The organism is Arthrobacter sp. 754 (assembly GCF_040548695.1).
Classification (GTDB): Bacteria; Actinomycetota; Actinomycetes; order Actinomycetales; family Micrococcaceae; genus Arthrobacter.
Genome location: NZ_JBEPSC010000002.1, coordinates 607,904 through 623,590, shown reverse-complemented (window position 1 = coordinate 623,590; position 15,687 = coordinate 607,904). Strand labels below are relative to the sequence as shown.

General features: G+C 66.3%; 16 protein-coding genes. 6 read left to right on the top strand and 10 right to left on the bottom strand.

The window, feature by feature from the left end; all coding sequences use genetic code 11:
- Positions 1 to 2: 2 nt before the first annotated feature.
- Complete coding sequence (locus ABIA70_RS08330) at positions 3 to 1,076, bottom strand: hypothetical protein (protein WP_354147114.1); 1,074 nt, start codon at positions 1,074 to 1,076, stop codon at positions 3 to 5.
- Positions 1,077 to 1,275: 199 nt separating this feature from the next.
- Here ABIA70_RS08330 and ABIA70_RS08325 point away from each other — a divergent pair, with 199 nt between their 5' ends.
- Positions 1,276 to 1,893 carry a hypothetical protein gene (locus ABIA70_RS08325; RefSeq protein ID WP_354147113.1) on the top strand — a complete coding sequence of 206 codons (618 nt, stop codon included), beginning with the start codon at positions 1,276 to 1,278 and terminating at the stop codon, positions 1,891 to 1,893.
- 207 nt (positions 1,894 to 2,100) lie between these two features.
- The gene (locus ABIA70_RS08320; protein WP_354147112.1) at positions 2,101 to 2,430 is read left to right on the top strand and encodes a hypothetical protein; all 330 of its coding nucleotides are present in this window, start codon (positions 2,101 to 2,103) and stop codon (positions 2,428 to 2,430) included.
- Positions 2,431 to 2,436: 6 nt separating this feature from the next.
- Here ABIA70_RS08320 and ABIA70_RS08315 read toward each other — a convergent pair whose 3' ends face one another.
- The 7 genes from ABIA70_RS08315 to ABIA70_RS08285 all read right to left on the bottom strand — a co-directional run bounded on the left by ABIA70_RS08315 (position 2,437) and on the right by ABIA70_RS08285 (position 7,931).
- Complete coding sequence (locus ABIA70_RS08315) at positions 2,437 to 2,991, bottom strand: flavodoxin domain-containing protein (protein ID WP_354147111.1); 555 nt, start codon at positions 2,989 to 2,991, stop codon at positions 2,437 to 2,439.
- Between the two features lie 105 nt (positions 2,992 to 3,096).
- A complete protein-coding gene (locus ABIA70_RS08310; RefSeq protein ID WP_354147110.1) occupies positions 3,097 to 3,282 on the bottom strand; it encodes a PspC domain-containing protein in 186 nt (61 codons plus the stop codon).
- A gap of 80 nt (positions 3,283 to 3,362) precedes the next feature.
- Positions 3,363 to 3,734, bottom strand: coding sequence for a hypothetical protein (locus ABIA70_RS08305; protein WP_354147109.1), 372 nt, complete (start codon positions 3,732 to 3,734; stop codon positions 3,363 to 3,365).
- Positions 3,735 to 3,757: 23 nt separating this feature from the next.
- Positions 3,758 to 5,362, bottom strand: coding sequence for a radical SAM protein (locus ABIA70_RS08300; protein ID WP_354147108.1), 1,605 nt, complete (start codon positions 5,360 to 5,362; stop codon positions 3,758 to 3,760).
- The gene (locus ABIA70_RS08295) at positions 5,359 to 5,721 is read right to left on the bottom strand and encodes a hypothetical protein (RefSeq protein ID WP_354147107.1); all 363 of its coding nucleotides are present in this window, start codon (positions 5,719 to 5,721) and stop codon (positions 5,359 to 5,361) included. Before ABIA70_RS08295 ends, ABIA70_RS08300 begins: the two co-directional genes overlap by 4 nt.
- The gene (locus ABIA70_RS08290) at positions 5,718 to 6,476 is read right to left on the bottom strand and encodes a prolipoprotein diacylglyceryl transferase (RefSeq protein WP_354147106.1); all 759 of its coding nucleotides are present in this window, start codon (positions 6,474 to 6,476) and stop codon (positions 5,718 to 5,720) included. The genes ABIA70_RS08295 and ABIA70_RS08290 overlap by 4 nt, the downstream gene beginning before the upstream one ends.
- Before the next feature lie 39 nt (positions 6,477 to 6,515).
- Entirely contained in the window at positions 6,516 to 7,931 is a 1,416-nt protein-coding gene (locus tag ABIA70_RS08285; RefSeq protein WP_354147105.1) for an NAD(P)H-quinone dehydrogenase, read from the bottom strand.
- Positions 7,932 to 8,012: 81 nt separating this feature from the next.
- Here ABIA70_RS08285 and ABIA70_RS08280 point away from each other — a divergent pair, with 81 nt between their 5' ends.
- Positions 8,013 to 8,831: a purine-nucleoside phosphorylase gene (locus ABIA70_RS08280; protein ID WP_354147104.1), complete on the top strand. Its 819-nt coding sequence runs from the start codon at positions 8,013 to 8,015 to the stop codon at positions 8,829 to 8,831.
- 80 nt (positions 8,832 to 8,911) lie between these two features.
- Here ABIA70_RS08280 and ABIA70_RS08275 read toward each other — a convergent pair whose 3' ends face one another.
- Complete coding sequence (locus tag ABIA70_RS08275; RefSeq protein ID WP_354147103.1) at positions 8,912 to 9,397, bottom strand: RrF2 family transcriptional regulator; 486 nt, start codon at positions 9,395 to 9,397, stop codon at positions 8,912 to 8,914.
- A gap of 112 nt (positions 9,398 to 9,509) precedes the next feature.
- Between ABIA70_RS08275 and ABIA70_RS08270 the strand changes: the two genes are divergently transcribed.
- Positions 9,510 to 11,288 (top strand): phospho-sugar mutase, encoded by a 1,779-nt coding sequence (locus ABIA70_RS08270; protein ID WP_354147343.1) that lies wholly within the window; start codon positions 9,510 to 9,512, stop codon positions 11,286 to 11,288.
- A gap of 39 nt (positions 11,289 to 11,327) precedes the next feature.
- Here ABIA70_RS08270 and nirD read toward each other — a convergent pair whose 3' ends face one another.
- Positions 11,328 to 11,720, bottom strand: a complete 393-nt coding sequence (gene nirD / locus ABIA70_RS08265) for a nitrite reductase small subunit NirD (RefSeq protein WP_354147102.1) — start codon at positions 11,718 to 11,720, stop codon at positions 11,328 to 11,330.
- 299 nt (positions 11,721 to 12,019) lie between these two features.
- Here nirD and nirB point away from each other — a divergent pair, with 299 nt between their 5' ends.
- Together nirB and cobA are read left to right on the top strand one after the other, a co-directional pair.
- Positions 12,020 to 14,650, top strand: coding sequence for a nitrite reductase large subunit NirB (nirB, locus tag ABIA70_RS08260; protein WP_354147101.1), 2,631 nt, complete (start codon positions 12,020 to 12,022; stop codon positions 14,648 to 14,650).
- A gap of 2 nt (positions 14,651 to 14,652) precedes the next feature.
- Positions 14,653 to 15,687, top strand: a complete 1,035-nt coding sequence (gene cobA, locus ABIA70_RS08255) for a uroporphyrinogen-III C-methyltransferase (RefSeq protein WP_354147100.1) — start codon at positions 14,653 to 14,655, stop codon at positions 15,685 to 15,687.

Sequence of the window (15,687 nt, the reverse complement as noted above, 5' to 3'; positions counted from 1 at the left end):
CCTTAGAACTCCACGCCGCGCACCAGGTTGATCATTTGATCCTTCGTCTGCTCTGCGGTGGGTCCCGTCGGTGAGATCAGGACCTGAGCCACGAATGTGGCGATGTTCTGGCCCCTCACCGCAGAGATCATCAGGATGGTGATCGGCACGTCGCCCGCCGGACGGAGGGATTTCGGACCGGAAGGTTCAGTTGTCATGGAGAAGGACGCGCTGTCCCCGATCCCGTCCACTGCCTCTCCCCGCACACCAGGACCGGGCAGCGAAGACGCTGCGCCCTTGAGGACTTCGATCGAAAAGACCATGGAATCCGGGCCGGGTGTGCCCGGTTCGCTGAATGTGTAGCGGCAGCTGACCTCCCCCGGGAGGACCTGCGGCGCGGACTTCGCCCCGAAAGCCTGCCTCACTTCATCGGGACTGGTCAGCGCGCAGACCGGATTGTTCGTTGTGGTCGGCGCACCCACCGCCGGAGCGGCCGGAACGCTGAGCGGGGAGCCGTTGCCCCAGCCGGCGTCCACCGCTGCCTGCGCGAGCGCGCGTGCCATGGCGTTGCCATCCGGAATCCCGGCACCCGCCGAAGGTGGTGAAGCCAGGTAGACCATCTCGAGCGTCTCGTTGCCCCGGACCGCAGCCAGCACGGCGTTGGCGGACGCGCCGCCTGTCTCACCGCGGAAGTAGCCCGTCCACTGCAGGCAGGCAAAGTCGCCGATGCCCGTGACAGGTGAGCAGTCCGACGTCGACCTGGCCTTGGCGATGTCGGCGTCCGAAGCAGGGGATATGAGGGCCACCGACAGGTTCGTCATTCCCTTATCGGACTTGCTCATGTAGCCGCACGAGTACGCCTTGCTGCCTATCGGCCTGTCAGGTGTGTTCTGGCCTACAGGTATGACACCGGGTACGGCCTTCGCTGCGATCTCCGGGGTAATGAGGTCACAGGCCGGGCTGGTGGTGCCGATGGAGGCACCGGACGACGCCGGTCCGCCTTGGCCCGCCGGCGCAGCGCACGAGGTGAGGAGCAGGACGAGCACGGCCATCACCGTTACAGCGGGTCGAACCGAAAGGGACTGGCGAGTGGGCATGGGACTCCTTTTCCGGTCCGCGCGAACGAAGCCGCCGGTCTGTGGCGTCAGTCTGGCGCCCGCCCGGGGTTGGGGCACAGAGGCAAAAGTACCGGGTTGCCCCTGTAGCGTCCTGGCCTTGATAACTGCTGGGTCTTCCTGCCCTTGTGCCCGGGCGCCAGGATGAGATTCTGAAAGCTGGCATCCATGGAAGGCACTCATGATCGTCGGCATCGTCCTGGCCCTCGGCGCGATAGTTGTGGTCGCGGTCGCGGTGACTGTTGTTTTAGTCCGGCAGAAGGATCCACTGCGTCGTGGCGGGGCGCTGAGACGGATCGGCGTCGCCGTCATGGTGGTGTTCACCGGCTTCGGCGCAATCTTCATCGGGGGCTACGCAATGGAGGATCCAGGGGGAAATGCCGGGCTGACAGTCACCCTCGCCTGGGTGGCGCCCATGCTCGTCTTGGCCGCCGCCGCCTGGTTTTGGCCGGCCTTTGCCGCTCCCCTGCTCATCTCACTTACGTCTGCTTTGGTAGCCGCATGCCTATGGTTCGCCGTTGATCCGGAGTACGCGCGAAGTTTCATCAGTGGCCTCGGACCGGTCGTAGCTGTCAGCGTTATCGCCCTGGCGTTCCCCGCAGCCGTACTCGGACTCAAACGGACTGCCCTGGCAGGCTGGTTGCTCATCGCCCTGGGCGTGCTCCCCCTCCTGATCACGATCGTCGGAAGATCCGGGCCGGTCGTCTCACTCGCGGCAGCGAGCGTGGTCCCCCTCATCGCCGGGATCATCTATCTCGCGTCTGTCCGGATTGCGCGGCCACACCCGGCAACCGTGTAGTTCCTGGCGGCTTCGGCCTGAGCGGGCGGCCGGGGCCCGCGTAACGCGAATCGGGCCCGGAGCGTCGGACCGGTAGCATCGGGGCCATGAGCGCCGACGACGACGACATCACCGGTGAACTGCTGGCTGACGCCGGGAAGCTGACCGGGCTGAGCCTGGAGCTGCTGGGCCTTGATCCCCACCCGGATGATATGACCCCGCTATGAGGTGCAGTTCACCCAAAAGTTCATTGTGGTGGCCTCGGACGTGGCAGCATCCCTGGGCCGCGGCTGGAGCGCCCCCGGCTGCATCTCGGCAGAACTGGCGGTCCGGTGCCTGCTCGATCAGGCGGAAATCACCGAGGACATCTACGAACTGGACCTGCCCGAAGACTGGCTGGCAGAGGTAGAGGAAGTCCTGTTGGAGGATGCGGACAGCCAGGGGCTGTACTCAGAGGGTCCTGACGGAGCCGATGACGACGTCGTCGGTCTTGGCTTCGAGCGCTGGTTCACGCCGTTTTCACCGGTGGACGTGGTCCCGGCCTACGCCCGATCCTGACCTGCGTTACGCCTGGTCCTGAGGCGACGGGGCAGGCACTCCCGCCAGGAAATCCTCAGTGAAGCGCTTCACGCCGTCCCACTCGGTGTAGACATAATCGCGGGACGTGTCCAGGTCCGTGGACCCCTTGTCCCGGACGATTTTCTTCATCATCTGGCGTTTGAGGAAGTTGTACTGGGTGTAAAGCAGGGCCCCGGCGAAGATTCCGACATGCTCGGGATGCCAGCCGGTCTGTTCCTCGAACTCCGCGACGTAGCCCTCAGCATCGTGTTCGGCGCCGTGGGCGGCGAGGCTGACCGAGATCAGTGCGGACGGGAGCCGCTCCAGCTCAGCGCGGTTCTGCCGGACAAAGTCGGCCACAAAGCCCTCGTGCTTGCCCATATGGATCGAGGCCGCGACGATCACACCGTCGTGGCCGTTGGGGATGCTGCTGGCGGCGGAGTGCTTGAGGTCCACCGTTTCCGCCTCGTGTCCGTGGGCACGGACCAAGTCGGCAATGTACTCAACGATCCGGGCTGTCTGCCCTTCAACGCTGCCATAGGGGATGTAGATGTTGGCCATGTTCCACTGTGTGCGCGCAGCGGGCTGCCGAAGTAGGGCCGAACGTCCCCGTCCTGGCCTGCCGGAGCAGTGATGCTGGCCGGAGCCGTGGTGCGGGGCCGGACGCTAGGCCGGGGCTTTGGGAATCATGATCCATAAGGCGACGTAGACCAGCTCACCGATCCCGACTATGCCGAAGATGACAAACCCCAGCCTGACCAGGAACTTCGGAATTCCGAAGCGGGCGGAGAGTGCGGCGCAGACGCCGGCGATGATTTTTCCGTTGCGCGGACGCTCCAGTGCTGTGCTCATGCCGCCACGCTACCTGAAAACGCTGGTGACCGGCAGGGCGAAAGGCCCTGCGGCCGGTTCGGGGGACAACACGGGCCGGATCAGCCCACCAGGCGCGCCGCCAACGCGTAGATCCCCCACAACCCCGCCGCGAGCAGGATCCCCAGATATGCCAGCACCAGCCTCGTGTCCCTGAGGTAGCATTTCGACTTCGTGAGGCCCCTCCGGCGCGCTTTCCAGTAACCAGCGACCCCGATGGCAGCAAACACAGCCAGTGCCACCGGACCGGCTGCCCAGCCCAGCAGGGCGACCGTTGCGAAGATGCAGAGGCGCAGCGGATCAAACGGCGGTGCGGACTGCGGATCCGTTTCAGGGCCAGGCCCGTGTCCGTGCCGGGCTGAGTGCCTGGAGCGGACCAGCTGCGACGGCAATGGCCCGGCTGCGATACGCCGGGCATCAGATGCGGAACTCATCGGACCTCCTTGTTATGGCTGGCTCAAACCTGGCGGACGGGGAGAAGCCGCGTGCCTGTCGCTGTGCTCATCCGTTGCCTGGCCAGTGCAGGCCACGCCTGGACAGCGCAGAACGGAGCGCACTGGTGAGCGCCGTCGTCGCTCTTTGTTCCCACGTGGACGCAGCACTGCGTGAGCCGTTCCTCGATCATGGTCGAAATGTCCATGAATGGCTTGACCATGATGCGGGTTACCCGTTCAGCGAGCAGCCTGCGCAGCCGCTGCTGCTGGCCCGGGAGCTTGCCGGCCGCGAGTGTGGTGAGCGTGCCGATGCCGAGGTCGCACTGGGTGCAGATGTTCTTCCAGAGATCCATGGTGCGCGGGTGGGACAGCGAGGACTGCTCGCTCAGCAGGTCCAGCAGGGAGGACTTCATGAGGTTGCGCAGCTCGAGCGGGATGGCGCTGTCGGCGATGCGGTTGGCGATGCTGTCAGGATTGAGTTCCAGCCAGGCGAGCAGCTGGTCGTGCCCGATGAGGGCGGTCAGCGAGCGCCAGACCCCCGAGTCGTCCTTGAGCATGTACCCCACGGAAGCGCAATGCGGATGCGAGCACGGAAGTGCCGTCAGGTCGTGCCACGAGACCACCCCGCCTGTCTGCTCCGCGAGCCGGTCGAGTACGCCTGTATGGGTGAGCCTGTCCGTGGGGTCGATGCCGTGGCCGCGCCCTGAACCGAACACCGGCTGTAGGGCAACCCCGCCCACGAACGGGGTTTCCAGGGCCCTCATGACGACGGCGCCCACCTCACCGTCGTTGACGCCCAGTGTGGCCGTCATCGTCAAAGTGGTGAAGATGCCCGCCTCCGACAGTCGCGAGATCGCTGCGTCTTTGAAGCGGGTAAGGTCCCCGCCGCGGTGGTGGATGGATGCTTCCTTCGACGGGCCGTCGTATTGGAGGTAAACCTCCACCCGGTCCCGGTGTTCGGCCAGCAGCGCGAGCAGGTCGTCGTCAGTCGCGACCAGCATGCCATTGGTGTTAACCATGATCCGGACGATCGGCCGGGCTACGAGCTCATTTAGAAGCTCGGCGAGGTGGGGGTAAAGCGTCGGCTCGCCGCCGGAGAGCATCAGCACGTCCAGACGGCCGTTTTCGCGCGACAGCCGGGTGTCGATGTTTGCGAGAACCTCGCTGAGCGGGGCCACCCCCTGCAGCTGGGGGCCGGAGGCGGTGAAGCACGTGGGGCAGCGCAGGTTGCAGTGCTCGATGATGTCCTGCAGGAGGATGCACGTGTGCTGCGTCTGCATGGCGGGCAGCCCGTAGGCGTAGGCTTCCGGCACCTGGCGGAAATTGTCTGCCCGGTCGGGGACGTGCTGTTTGGTGGGCGCCTGCCACTTCTCCAGGTAGCGCAGGATTTCGGGAGACTCGTCGTACAAGGTACTGATAAGGCCGTGGTCCGGGCAGCCCCGCTCGAGCCACACCCGGTCATCACGGATCAGCAGCGCGCCGGAGAGCCGCCGGACCTGCGCGAGTTCAGGGTTCCCCTCGTGGCAGCGGGGACAGAATCCCGTGACGTACCGGTGGATCCGGTCCCCGCGCAACGGCTGCCCGGGGCCGGGCATAGCCTGGCCGGAAGAGAACGGGGACGGATTCATATCCGGCTACTCATCTGAGAGAGGGCCATGACGCAGATGCCTCCACCGACCAGTGTGAAGACCCCCAGGCCAATCAGCAGCCCGGTACCCCACCGGGATGTGCTGGGCCTGACCGCCAGCACGATGGCTCCCGCCAGATAGACCGCGATGGGTATGAACGCTGCAGGCCCGGCGAGGAAGGTCCTGTACCCCTGATCCGGAGCGATACCGCTTGTTGTCCCGAAATAGAGGGCATAAAGCGCCAGCGCCCCCAACAGGATTCCCAGCACCATGGAGCCACGCCTCGGTTCAGCCGGCGTTTCCTCCTGCCCGGGCTGTCTGGACGGGTCCCACGGGATGTCGGGCTTGTCCTCGTTCATGCCGCTGTTCCTTCCAACTGCGGGCGGAGAGGTTTCCCGAAGACCCGCTGCATCCGCCAGAGCAGCAGGGGGAGAATCACCAGGAGGAACCACTGGGGGCGGCTCATCCCCAGCCAGAGCACCTCGTTGCCCCTGACGAACTCCACCCCGAACCGGAACAGGGCGTAGGAGCTCACGTAGCAGATAAAGAGATCGCCTGGATGGGGCAAGCGGTCACGAAACCGCCACATCACCGCGAATGCCGCAAGGTGGAACACCATTTCGTAGGCAAAGGACGGATGGAGGCCCACTCCGGGCTGCGCGCCGAACAATGCAGCCTGCGCCGGGGTGAGTGCGATCCCCCACGTTCCGCCGGTTGGAGTGCCCGGCAGTTCGGTCAGGAGGCAACCGATCCGTCCGATGACCAGCGCCAGGGCTACGGCGGGTGCCAGCAGATCGCCGGTGGGCTCACGGTAACCTGTCAGCCGCTTGCCCAAATGGACGCCGAACCACGCGCCCACAAGCCCCGCGAGGATGCTGCGGTCCCCGTTGCCCCACCAGTCCGCGAGCGAGACCTGCCGGGAAACGTCCCAGGTAAGCAATCTGGAGCCAATGGCACCGAAGGCGACTGCGAAACCTGCAATAGGCCAGAGACGGGGATCGGTGAGGCCCCGGCGGCGCTTTTCGTAGGCGTAAAACAAGAGGGCTGCGAAGATTCCCAGCCCTACGAGACCGCCATGCACCAGCCCATCTCCCGCAAAGGGAAGCCCGATCATGAGCAGAGTGTAGCAGTGGGCCGGCGCGGCCCTTCGGTGCTACATGTGGACGTGCAGGCGCCGGGCAGCTTCTGAGATGGAGCCGCTGAGCGATGGGTACACGGTGAAGGTGCTGGCGACGTCGTCCACGTGGAGTTTCTGCTTCACGGCGATGGAGATGGCGAAGATCAGTTCTGACGCGTTCGGTCCCACAACAACCCCGCCGATCACGGTGCCGGAGCCCTTGCGCGCGAAGATCTTGACGAAACCGTCCTTGTGATTGCGCATCTTGGCGCGGGCGTTGCTCTTAAGGGACAGCTTGATGACGTCGCCCTGGTACTTGCCGGAGTGGATCTCGTCCTCCGATACACCCACGTTCGCGATCTCGGGCGAGGTGAAGATGTTCGACGCGACCTGGTGCAGCTTGAGGGGCATGACGCTGTCGCCCAGGAAGTGCGCAATGGCGATCCGGCCCTGCATGGCAGCCACGGACGCGAGCGCCAGCACACCGGTGCAGTCACCGGCGGCGTAGATGTTCGGTGCGGTGGTGCGGGAAACGCCGTCCACCTTGATGTGGCCGGCCTCGGTCAGCGCCACCCCGGCCTCTTCCAGTCCGATGCCGGCGGTGTTGGGAATGGAGCCCACGCAGACCAGGCAGTGGCTGCCGGTGACCCTGGACCCGTCGCCGAGCGTGACCACCACGCCGTCGTCCGTCCGTTCGACGCTCTCGGCCCGGGCACGGGAGAGAACAGTCACGCCGCGCCGTTTGAAGACTTCCTCCAGCACTTCGGCGGCGTCGGTGTCCGAGCCCGGCAGCACCCGGTCACGGCTGGAGATGAGCGTGACCTTGGAGCCGAGGCCGTTGTACGCCGAGGCGAATTCAGCCCCGGTCACACCGGAACCCACCACGATGAGTTCCTCCGGCAGTTCGTCCAGATCGTAGATCTGGGCCCAGTTGAGGATGCGTTCGCCGTCCGGCCGGGCGGTGGGGAGCTCGCGGGGATGCGCTCCCACCGCAAGGAGGATCGTGTCAGCTTCGACCATCTCGGTGCCGTCCGCGGTCAGGACTTCGATGGTGTGCGTGTCCACCAGGCGGCCGGAACCGATCAGGATGCGGACGTTGTGCTGTTCCAGCCCGGTGGATATGTCCCGTGACTGCTGGCGGGCCAGGCCCAGCAACCTGTCGTTGATGTGCTTGAGGTCTGCGCGCATCACCGGCACAAAGTCGCCGCCGTCGACGTCGAACTTCACTCCCAGCTCGTCCGCCTCGCCGACGCGGGTCATCAGGTCCGCCGTCGCGATCAGGGTTTTGGAAGGCACGACGTCGGTGAGCACCGCCGAGCCGCCGAGGCCGGCGCGTTCGATGATGGTGACCTGCGCCCCCAGTGAGGCGGCCACCATGGCGGCTTCGTATCCGCCCGGGCCACCTCCCAGGATTGCGATCCGGGGTGAGCTGAAATCAGGGTGCGTAGTCACAATCAACCATTCTCTCCCATCCGAACCGGGACCACCACCTGACGCCGTGCGCTGCGGGCGCTGGCGCGATAGCTTGTACCAGTGAGTAATACAGACCTCCCCGCCACCGACCCCTTCCTCGCCGCGCGCTCCGCCGCCGCCTACATCGCCGAGGCGACAGGCGTGGCGGGCCACGACGTCGCCCTCGTCCTGGGCTCGGGCTGGGCGGAGGCCGCCGACCTCATCGGTGACACCACCGCCACCCTGGCCGCCTCCGAAGTCCCCGGCTTTCATGCCCCGGCAGTGGAAGGACACGTCGGCACCATCCGCTCCGTCCTGACCAAGGAAGGCAAGCGCGCACTGGTCCTGGGTGCAAGGACCCACTACTACGAAGGCAAAGGGGTCCGCGCCGTGGTCCACGGCATCAGGACGGCCGCGGCCGCCGGCTGCAAGACACTGGTCCTCACCAACGGCTGTGGTGGCCTGAATGAGAACTGGGCTCCGGGGACGCCGGTCCTCATCAAAGATCACATAAACCTCACCGCCACGTCCCCGCTGGAAGGGGCAACCTTCGTTGACCTGACAGATCTCTACAGCTCACGCATCCGCGCCCTGGCCCGCGAAGTCGACGCTTCACTGGACGAGGGCGTCTACGCCCAGTTCAGCGGACCGCATTACGAAACCCCTGCCGAAGTCCAGTTTGCCAAACGGATCGGTGCTGACCTGGTGGGTATGTCCACTGCCCTGGAGGCAATCGCGGGCAGGCACGCGGGCATGGAGGTGTTCGGCATTTCGCTGGTGACCAACCTGGCCGCCGGCATCAGCCCGATGCCGCTCAGCCATCAGGAGGTCCTCGAAGCCGGCCAGGCCGCCGGGCCGCGCATTTCGAAACTGCTGGCCGGAATCATCGCCAAACTCTAGGGCAACGCGGGGTCACTAAATGCCCATCCGGAGCCCTTTTTTGGGCGTTAAGTGACCCCGCGTTGCTTTCAAAGAGGGATTCAGGATCTGGCCCCGACGAGCTGCTTGACGGTGTTCCCCCGGGCCTCGGGAAACCGGCGTTCGATGGACTGGGCGATCCCGGCGATGCTTTGCCGGGACAGCTCGGTCCGCCAGGTCACCTCAGCGTGGCGCATGGCCTGGGAAATGAGGCACGTCCGGGCGTAGTCCGCGTCCATGTCCCCGCCGGGTGCGTCGCGGAGGATTCCTTCGCAGCGGAAGGCATCCTCGTTTCCCTCGATGGCCAGAACCACGTCAAGGACCGAGATCTTCTCCGGACGCCGCGCCAGGGAAAAGCCGCCCCGGGGACCGGACACCGAGCTCAGGATCCCCGCGCGCACCAGCGCCTGGAGCTGCTTGTTCAGGTATGCGGCAGGAAGTTTGTAGAACTCGGCCAGGCGTGCGCTGCTGACGGCCTCCCCCGCAGGCGTCCAGGACATGTTCACGCAGCTGTGCAGCCCCCATTCAACTCCCTGCCCCATTTTCATATTCGCGACGTTACTTGTCCAGAAATCCGGCTGTCAAGGATTTCGGCTTTCCGCTCCCACCATTGAGTGTTCAAGGAACGGTTCCGTGGGCAATGACGATAGCGTGGGGACCATGACGTCCTCCGATGCCGAGTCCTTGTTCAGCCGAGCCCGCGAGTGGGCTGCCAAAGACCCGGATCCCGCCACTTCCGCAGAACTCACTGAGCTGCTGCGGCTTTCGGAAGACGGCTCCCCTGCCGCATTGCAGGAACTCACCGACAGCTTCAACGGGACGCTGCAGTTCGGCACCGCCGGCCTGCGGGCAGCGCTCGGGCCAGGACCAAACCGGATGAACCGGGTGGTGGTCCGCCGCGCGGCCGCCGGACTGGCTGCTTTCCTGGCCGACGCCGTGCGCGAGGCTGCCCCCGGAACCCGGCCGCGCGCCGTCGTCGGCTACGACGCCCGCTACAACTCCGATGTCTTCGCCGAGGAAACCGCGGCCATCTTTGCCGCCGCCGGGATTGAAACCTTCCTGTTGCCCGCCGCGCTGCCCACGCCGCTGCTCGCCTACGCGGTCCGGGCCCTGGACTGCGACGGCGGCGTGATGGTGACCGCCAGCCACAATCCGCCGCAGGATAACGGCTACAAGGTGTACCTGGGCCGCCACGCCGTGGAGGAAAGCGGCAGGGGCGCGCAGATCGTGGCCCCCTACGACGGCATGATCGCCGCGCGGATCGCCGCCGTGGGCGCCCTGGAATCCATCGCCCTCGCCGCGGACGGCTGGACCGTCCTGGACCCCTCCATCGCGGCGGACTACCAACGGGCGACGGCGGCACTCGCCGATCCGGCACGCTTTCCCGCCCGTGACCTAAAAATCGTCCTGACGCCCATGCACGGCGTCGGCGGGGAAACCGCCGTCGCGGTCCTGAACGCCGCAGGCTTTGCCGATGTCACCCTCGTGGCGGAACAGGCTGAGCCGGATCCGGACTTTCCCACCGTGAACTTTCCCAACCCGGAAGAGCCGGGGGCGCTGGACCTCGCGCTCGCGACGGCCGCCAGGGTTGATGCGGACATCGTGCTCGCCAACGACCCCGACGCGGACCGTGCCGCCGTCGCAGCAAAAGATCCGGACACCGGGGCCTGGCGCATGCTGCGCGGCGATGAGGTGGGCGCCCTGCTGGGCGCGCACATTGTGGCCCGTCTCGCGGGCGGTACCGGGGGTGCGGGCGGCGCCGGCACCGCCGGGGCGGACAGGGCAGGTTCCAAGGGTGCCGGCGTGTTCGCCAGTTCGATCGTGTCGTCGCGCCTGCTCGCCCGCATCGCCGCGGCCTCCGGGTATGCCCATGAGGAGACGCTGACGGGGTTCAAGTGGATTTCCCGGGTGCCCGGGCTCCTCTACGGCTACGAAGAAGCCCTGGGCTACTGTGTTGCGCCGGACCTGGTCCGGGACAAGGACGGGATCTCGGCGGCTGTCCTCATTGCGGAACTGGCCGCCGCCGCAAAAGCTGACGGAAAGACCGTCTTCGACACCCTCAATGAGCTCTACCTGCGGCATGGACTCCATGCCAGCGACCAGCTGAGCATCCGGGTGGCTGATTCGGGCCTGCTCGACGCCATGATGAACCGGCTCCGCGTCAGCGCACCGGAATCGTTCGGTTCTTCGGCGGTTGAAACCTTCGTGGACCTCGCGGAGGGGAGCGGGCACTTGCCGCCCACCGATGGCCTCCTGTATCTCACCAAGGACCAGACCCGCGTGATCATCAGGCCCAGCGGGACCGAACCCAAGCTCAAGTGCTACCTGGAAGTCCTTCGCCCGGTGGAGTCAGCGGCTGAACTGCCCGAGGCGCGGCAGGCGGCGCGCGCCGCCCTGGACAGCGTGCTTGGCGATGTCCGCGAGGCCCTGGGCCTCTAGCCAAGCCGACTCAGGCGAAGCCGACTCAGGCGAAGCCGCTTAGGCCTCGACCTCGACGAATCCATCCGAAACGCGGGTGCTGAAGGTTTCGAGGCGCACTGCCGCTGTTCCGAAGCATTCACCCGTTTCGAGGTCGTAGACCTCTTTGTGCAGCGGGGAGGCGATGGTGGGGCGGGAGCCGCGCGAACCCAGTATGCCGCGGGCCATTACGTGGGCGCCGGTGGCCGGGTCCTCGTGGGCCACTGCGAAAACTTCGCTGGGGCCGGTCCGGAAGAGTGCCACCTGGCGGCCTGCGATGAGCGCTGCCTCGCCCCAGGACAGCTCAAGCTCCTCCACCGCACAGACGCGGTGCCAGCCCGTGACCAGTCCGGCTGCGTTCGGTGCCGTGCCGGTTTCGGCGGCGAGCGCCCCAAGTTCCAGTGTTGCCGTCATGTCCGGCTCCTCTCCCCGTGCGTTTTGCTGTGCTTGTCTGTTTGCTGTGCTGCGTGTCTGTCAGGCCACCTCTGCGGCCGTACTACCAAACTAGGCAGCTGGTGTTTCGATGGCGTGCGGTGAATGTGTCCGGCGCGTAAAAGAGAACTCACCCGGTCGGAAACGCGTTCGTGATGCAGAAGTTAAGGTCACGAAACAATTGGGAAACTGAAGCGAAACTGCGGCTCCCTACTGTTGAAGCAACACCTCGTCAGAGAAAGCCGCAGAATTCCGTTTGCGGCCCATGCGAAAGGCCCACAGTGACCGAACAGACTTCAAGCAACGAGACCACGCGCCGCATCGTCGTCGCCGGTGGCGGCCCCGCCGCCCACCGTTTTGCCGACGCTATGCATTCCCGCGGCCTCGATGGCTGGCATGTCACGGTCCTCACCGAGGAGGCACACCTCCCCTACGACCGGGTGGCGCTCTCCAAGGCCCTCACCGACTCCGAAGTGGACCTGACGCTCGGGACGGCCTCCATGTGGGACCACGATTCCCTGTCGCTGAAGACCGGCGAGCGCGTGGTCAAGATCAACGCCGAGGCCAAGACCGTTGAAACGGCGGCCGGCAGCGTCTTCGAATACGACGACCTCGTAGTTGCCACGGGTTCGAATGCGGCCAGACTTCCCATCCCCGGGGCCGAGCACACACACGTCTACCGCACGCTCGAAGACGTGTGGGCGATTAACAAGGCCATCACCGAGCTCACGGAGAAGCTCGGCCGCAAGGTCAACGCCGTGACCATCGGTGGAGGGCTCCTCGGACTCGAATCGGCCGCCGGCACCGAGCAGCTGGGCGCCAACCCGATCGTCATTGACGGTTCGCAGTGGCTGATGGCCACGCAGCTTGACGAGGGTGCAGGCCAGGCAATGGGCCGGCTCATCAAGGCCAAGGGCTTCGCAGTCCACGGCGGCGTCTTCCCTTCGGAAGTCCTGTCCGACGACGACGGCCAGGTCACCGGTGTCCTGATGGCCGACGGCCGCGTCATTGACGCTGACCTCGTGATCGTGGCCATCGGCGTCCGGCCCCGCGATGAACTCTTCCGCGCCGCCGAGGGCGAAGAACAGGTGTTCAGCCTGGGCCAGCGCGGCGGTGTGGTCATCAACGACTACTGCGCCACCGAAGTGCCCGGCATCTGGGCCATCGGCGAGGTAGCCAACTACGGCGGCATGTGCCTGGGCCTGGTTGCTCCTGCCAACACCATGGCCGAGATCGTGGCCGACCGCCTGCACGGCGGCGAGGCCACCTTCCCCGGCTTCGACACTGCCACCAAGCTCAAGCTCTCCGGCGTCGACGTTGCCAGCTTCGGTGACGGCTTCGCCAAGACCGAGCACTCCCTCGAAATCGTCTACGCAGACCCCGCCCGCGGCGTCTACCAGAAGATCGTCACCACCGATGACGCCAAGACCCTGCTGGGCGGCATCTTCGTGGGCGACGCAACGCCTTACACCAGCCTCCGCCCGCTCCTGGGCCGTGAACTCAGCGCCGAGCCGGGCGCCTACCTCACGGCGGCCGGCGGCGGCGACGCCCCGGACACCGAACTCCCCGACGACGCCATCCTGTGTTCCTGCAACAACGTCTCCGCCGGAACCATCCGCGACACCGTCAACGGCTGCGGCGCCTGCGACGGCAACGCTCCCGTCCAGGAACTCGGCGAGCTCAAGGGCTGCACCCGGGCCGGGACGAGCTGCGGTTCCTGTGTCCCGATGCTCAAGAAGCTACTGGAAACAGAGCTCACCAAGTCCGGCGTCGAGGTTTCCAAGGCCCTCTGCGAGCACATCGAACTCTCCCGCCAGGAACTGTTCGAGACCATCCGCGTCCTCGAGCTGTCCTCCTTCGAGGAAATCATGGCCAAGTACGGCACCGGAGCCGGCTGCGACATCTGCAAACCCACCATCGCCAACATCCTGGCCAGCCAGAACAGCGCCTACGTCCTGGACGCCGGCCGCGGCACCCTGCAGGACACCAACGACCGCGCCCTGGCCAACATGCAGAAGGACGGCACCTACTCGGTGGTCCCCCGCATCGCCGGCGGCGAGATCACCCCGAAGAAGCTCGGCGTCATCGCCGCCGTGGCCGAGAAGTACAACCTGTACACCAAGATCACCGGCGGCCAGCGCATCGACATGTTCGGTGCACGGCTGGAGGAGCTTCCGGAGATCTGGAAGGAACTGGTGGACGCCGGCTTCGAATCCGGCCAGGCGTACGGCAAGAGCCTGCGCACAGTGAAGTCCTGTGTCGGTTCCACCTGGTGCCGCTTCGGCGTGCAGGACTCGGTGGCCATGGCCATCCAGCTTGAACTGCGCTACCGCGGCCTCCGCAGCCCGCACAAGCTCAAGATGGGCGTCTCCGGCTGCGCCCGTGAATGCGCCGAGGCCCGCGGCAAGGATGTCGGCGTGATCGCCACCGCGGACGGCTGGAACCTGTACGTGGGCGGCAACGGCGGTGCCACCCCGGCCCACGCCCAGCTGCTCGCCAAGGACCTCGACGACGAGACGCTGATCAAGTACATCGACCGCTACTTCATGTACTACATCCGCACCGCTGACCGCCTGCAGCGCACAGCGCGCTGGCAGGAAGAGCTCGACGGCGGCATCAAGCACGTGGAGGACGTGGTGGTCAAGGACACCCTGGGCATCGCCGCGGACCTCGAAGCCGCCATGGCCAAGCATGTTGACACCTACGTGGACGAATGGGCCGACACCCTCAAGGATCCCGACCGCCTCCGCCGGTTCCGCTCCTTCGTCAACGCACCGGACCAGAAGGACGATTCCATCACCTTCGTGTCGGACGAACGCGGCCAGTTCCGGCCCGCCACCGCTGAAGAAAAAGGGAAGGTCCTCATCGGAGCTTCCATCCCCATGAGGCCCCGCGACGAGAACGAGGTATAGGCATGCAGCTCAGCATTGATCTCACCGGCCGCGAAGTCCTGGTCACCGGATCCGATTACGCCGCCCGCCAGGCGGTCCGGCGCTACGAGGCCGCCGGCGCGGCAGTCTCCCGCCTCAGCACCCCGCAGGGTGCCAGCCACGACGGGCCGCTCCCCGAGCGCCCTTTCCTGGTGGCAGCGGTCGACGACGGCCAGCCCGGCTGGGAAGCCCTGCTGGACCGGTGCCGCGCCACCGGCATCCCGGTCGCCGTTGAGCCGGCTGCCGGACCCGCGGGCCACGTCACCCTGGTGGGTGGCGGCCCCGGCACCTCTGAACTGCTGACCGCTGCCGCCGTGAAGGCGCTCCGCGATGCCGACGTCGTGTTCTATGACCGGCTCGCCCCCTACCAGGAGCTGCCGTCCCTGACCTCGGCCGAGCTGGTGGATGTCGGCAAGAAGCCCGGCCACCACAAAGTCAGCCAGACCGATATCGAGAAGCTGATGATTGCCTCCGCTCTGGAAGGCAACAACGTGGTCCGGCTCAAGGGCGGCGATCCGTACGTCTTCGGCCGCGGCGGCGAAGAAGTGGCGTCCTGTGTGGCGGCGGGCGTCCCCGTCCGCGTGATCTCCGGTGTCACCAGCGCTATCTCGGTGCCGGCTGCGGCCGGAATTCCGGTGACCCACCGCGAAGTCAGCCACATGTTCACCGTGGTCTCCGGGCACGCCCCGCTGACCCACAAGGAGCACACCCACCTCGCAGGCCTGGGCGGGACCATCGTTGTCCTGATGGGCATCGGAACCCTGCACCAGCTCGCAGCCGGGCTCCGCAAGGCGGGGATGCGCGCCGACATGCCCATGGCCGTCGTCGAACGCGGCTACCGCCCGGGACAGCGCACCACCATCGCGGATCTGGGCACCATCACGTCCGCCGCAGCCGGCTGCAGCAATCCCGCTGTGCTGGTCATCGGCGAGGTGGTTCGCGTGGCTGAGGCCAACCGCGGGCATGCCGAGGCCGCCGCCGACCTGGACCGGCTGGCGGCCTCGCTGCTGGGCTCGTGA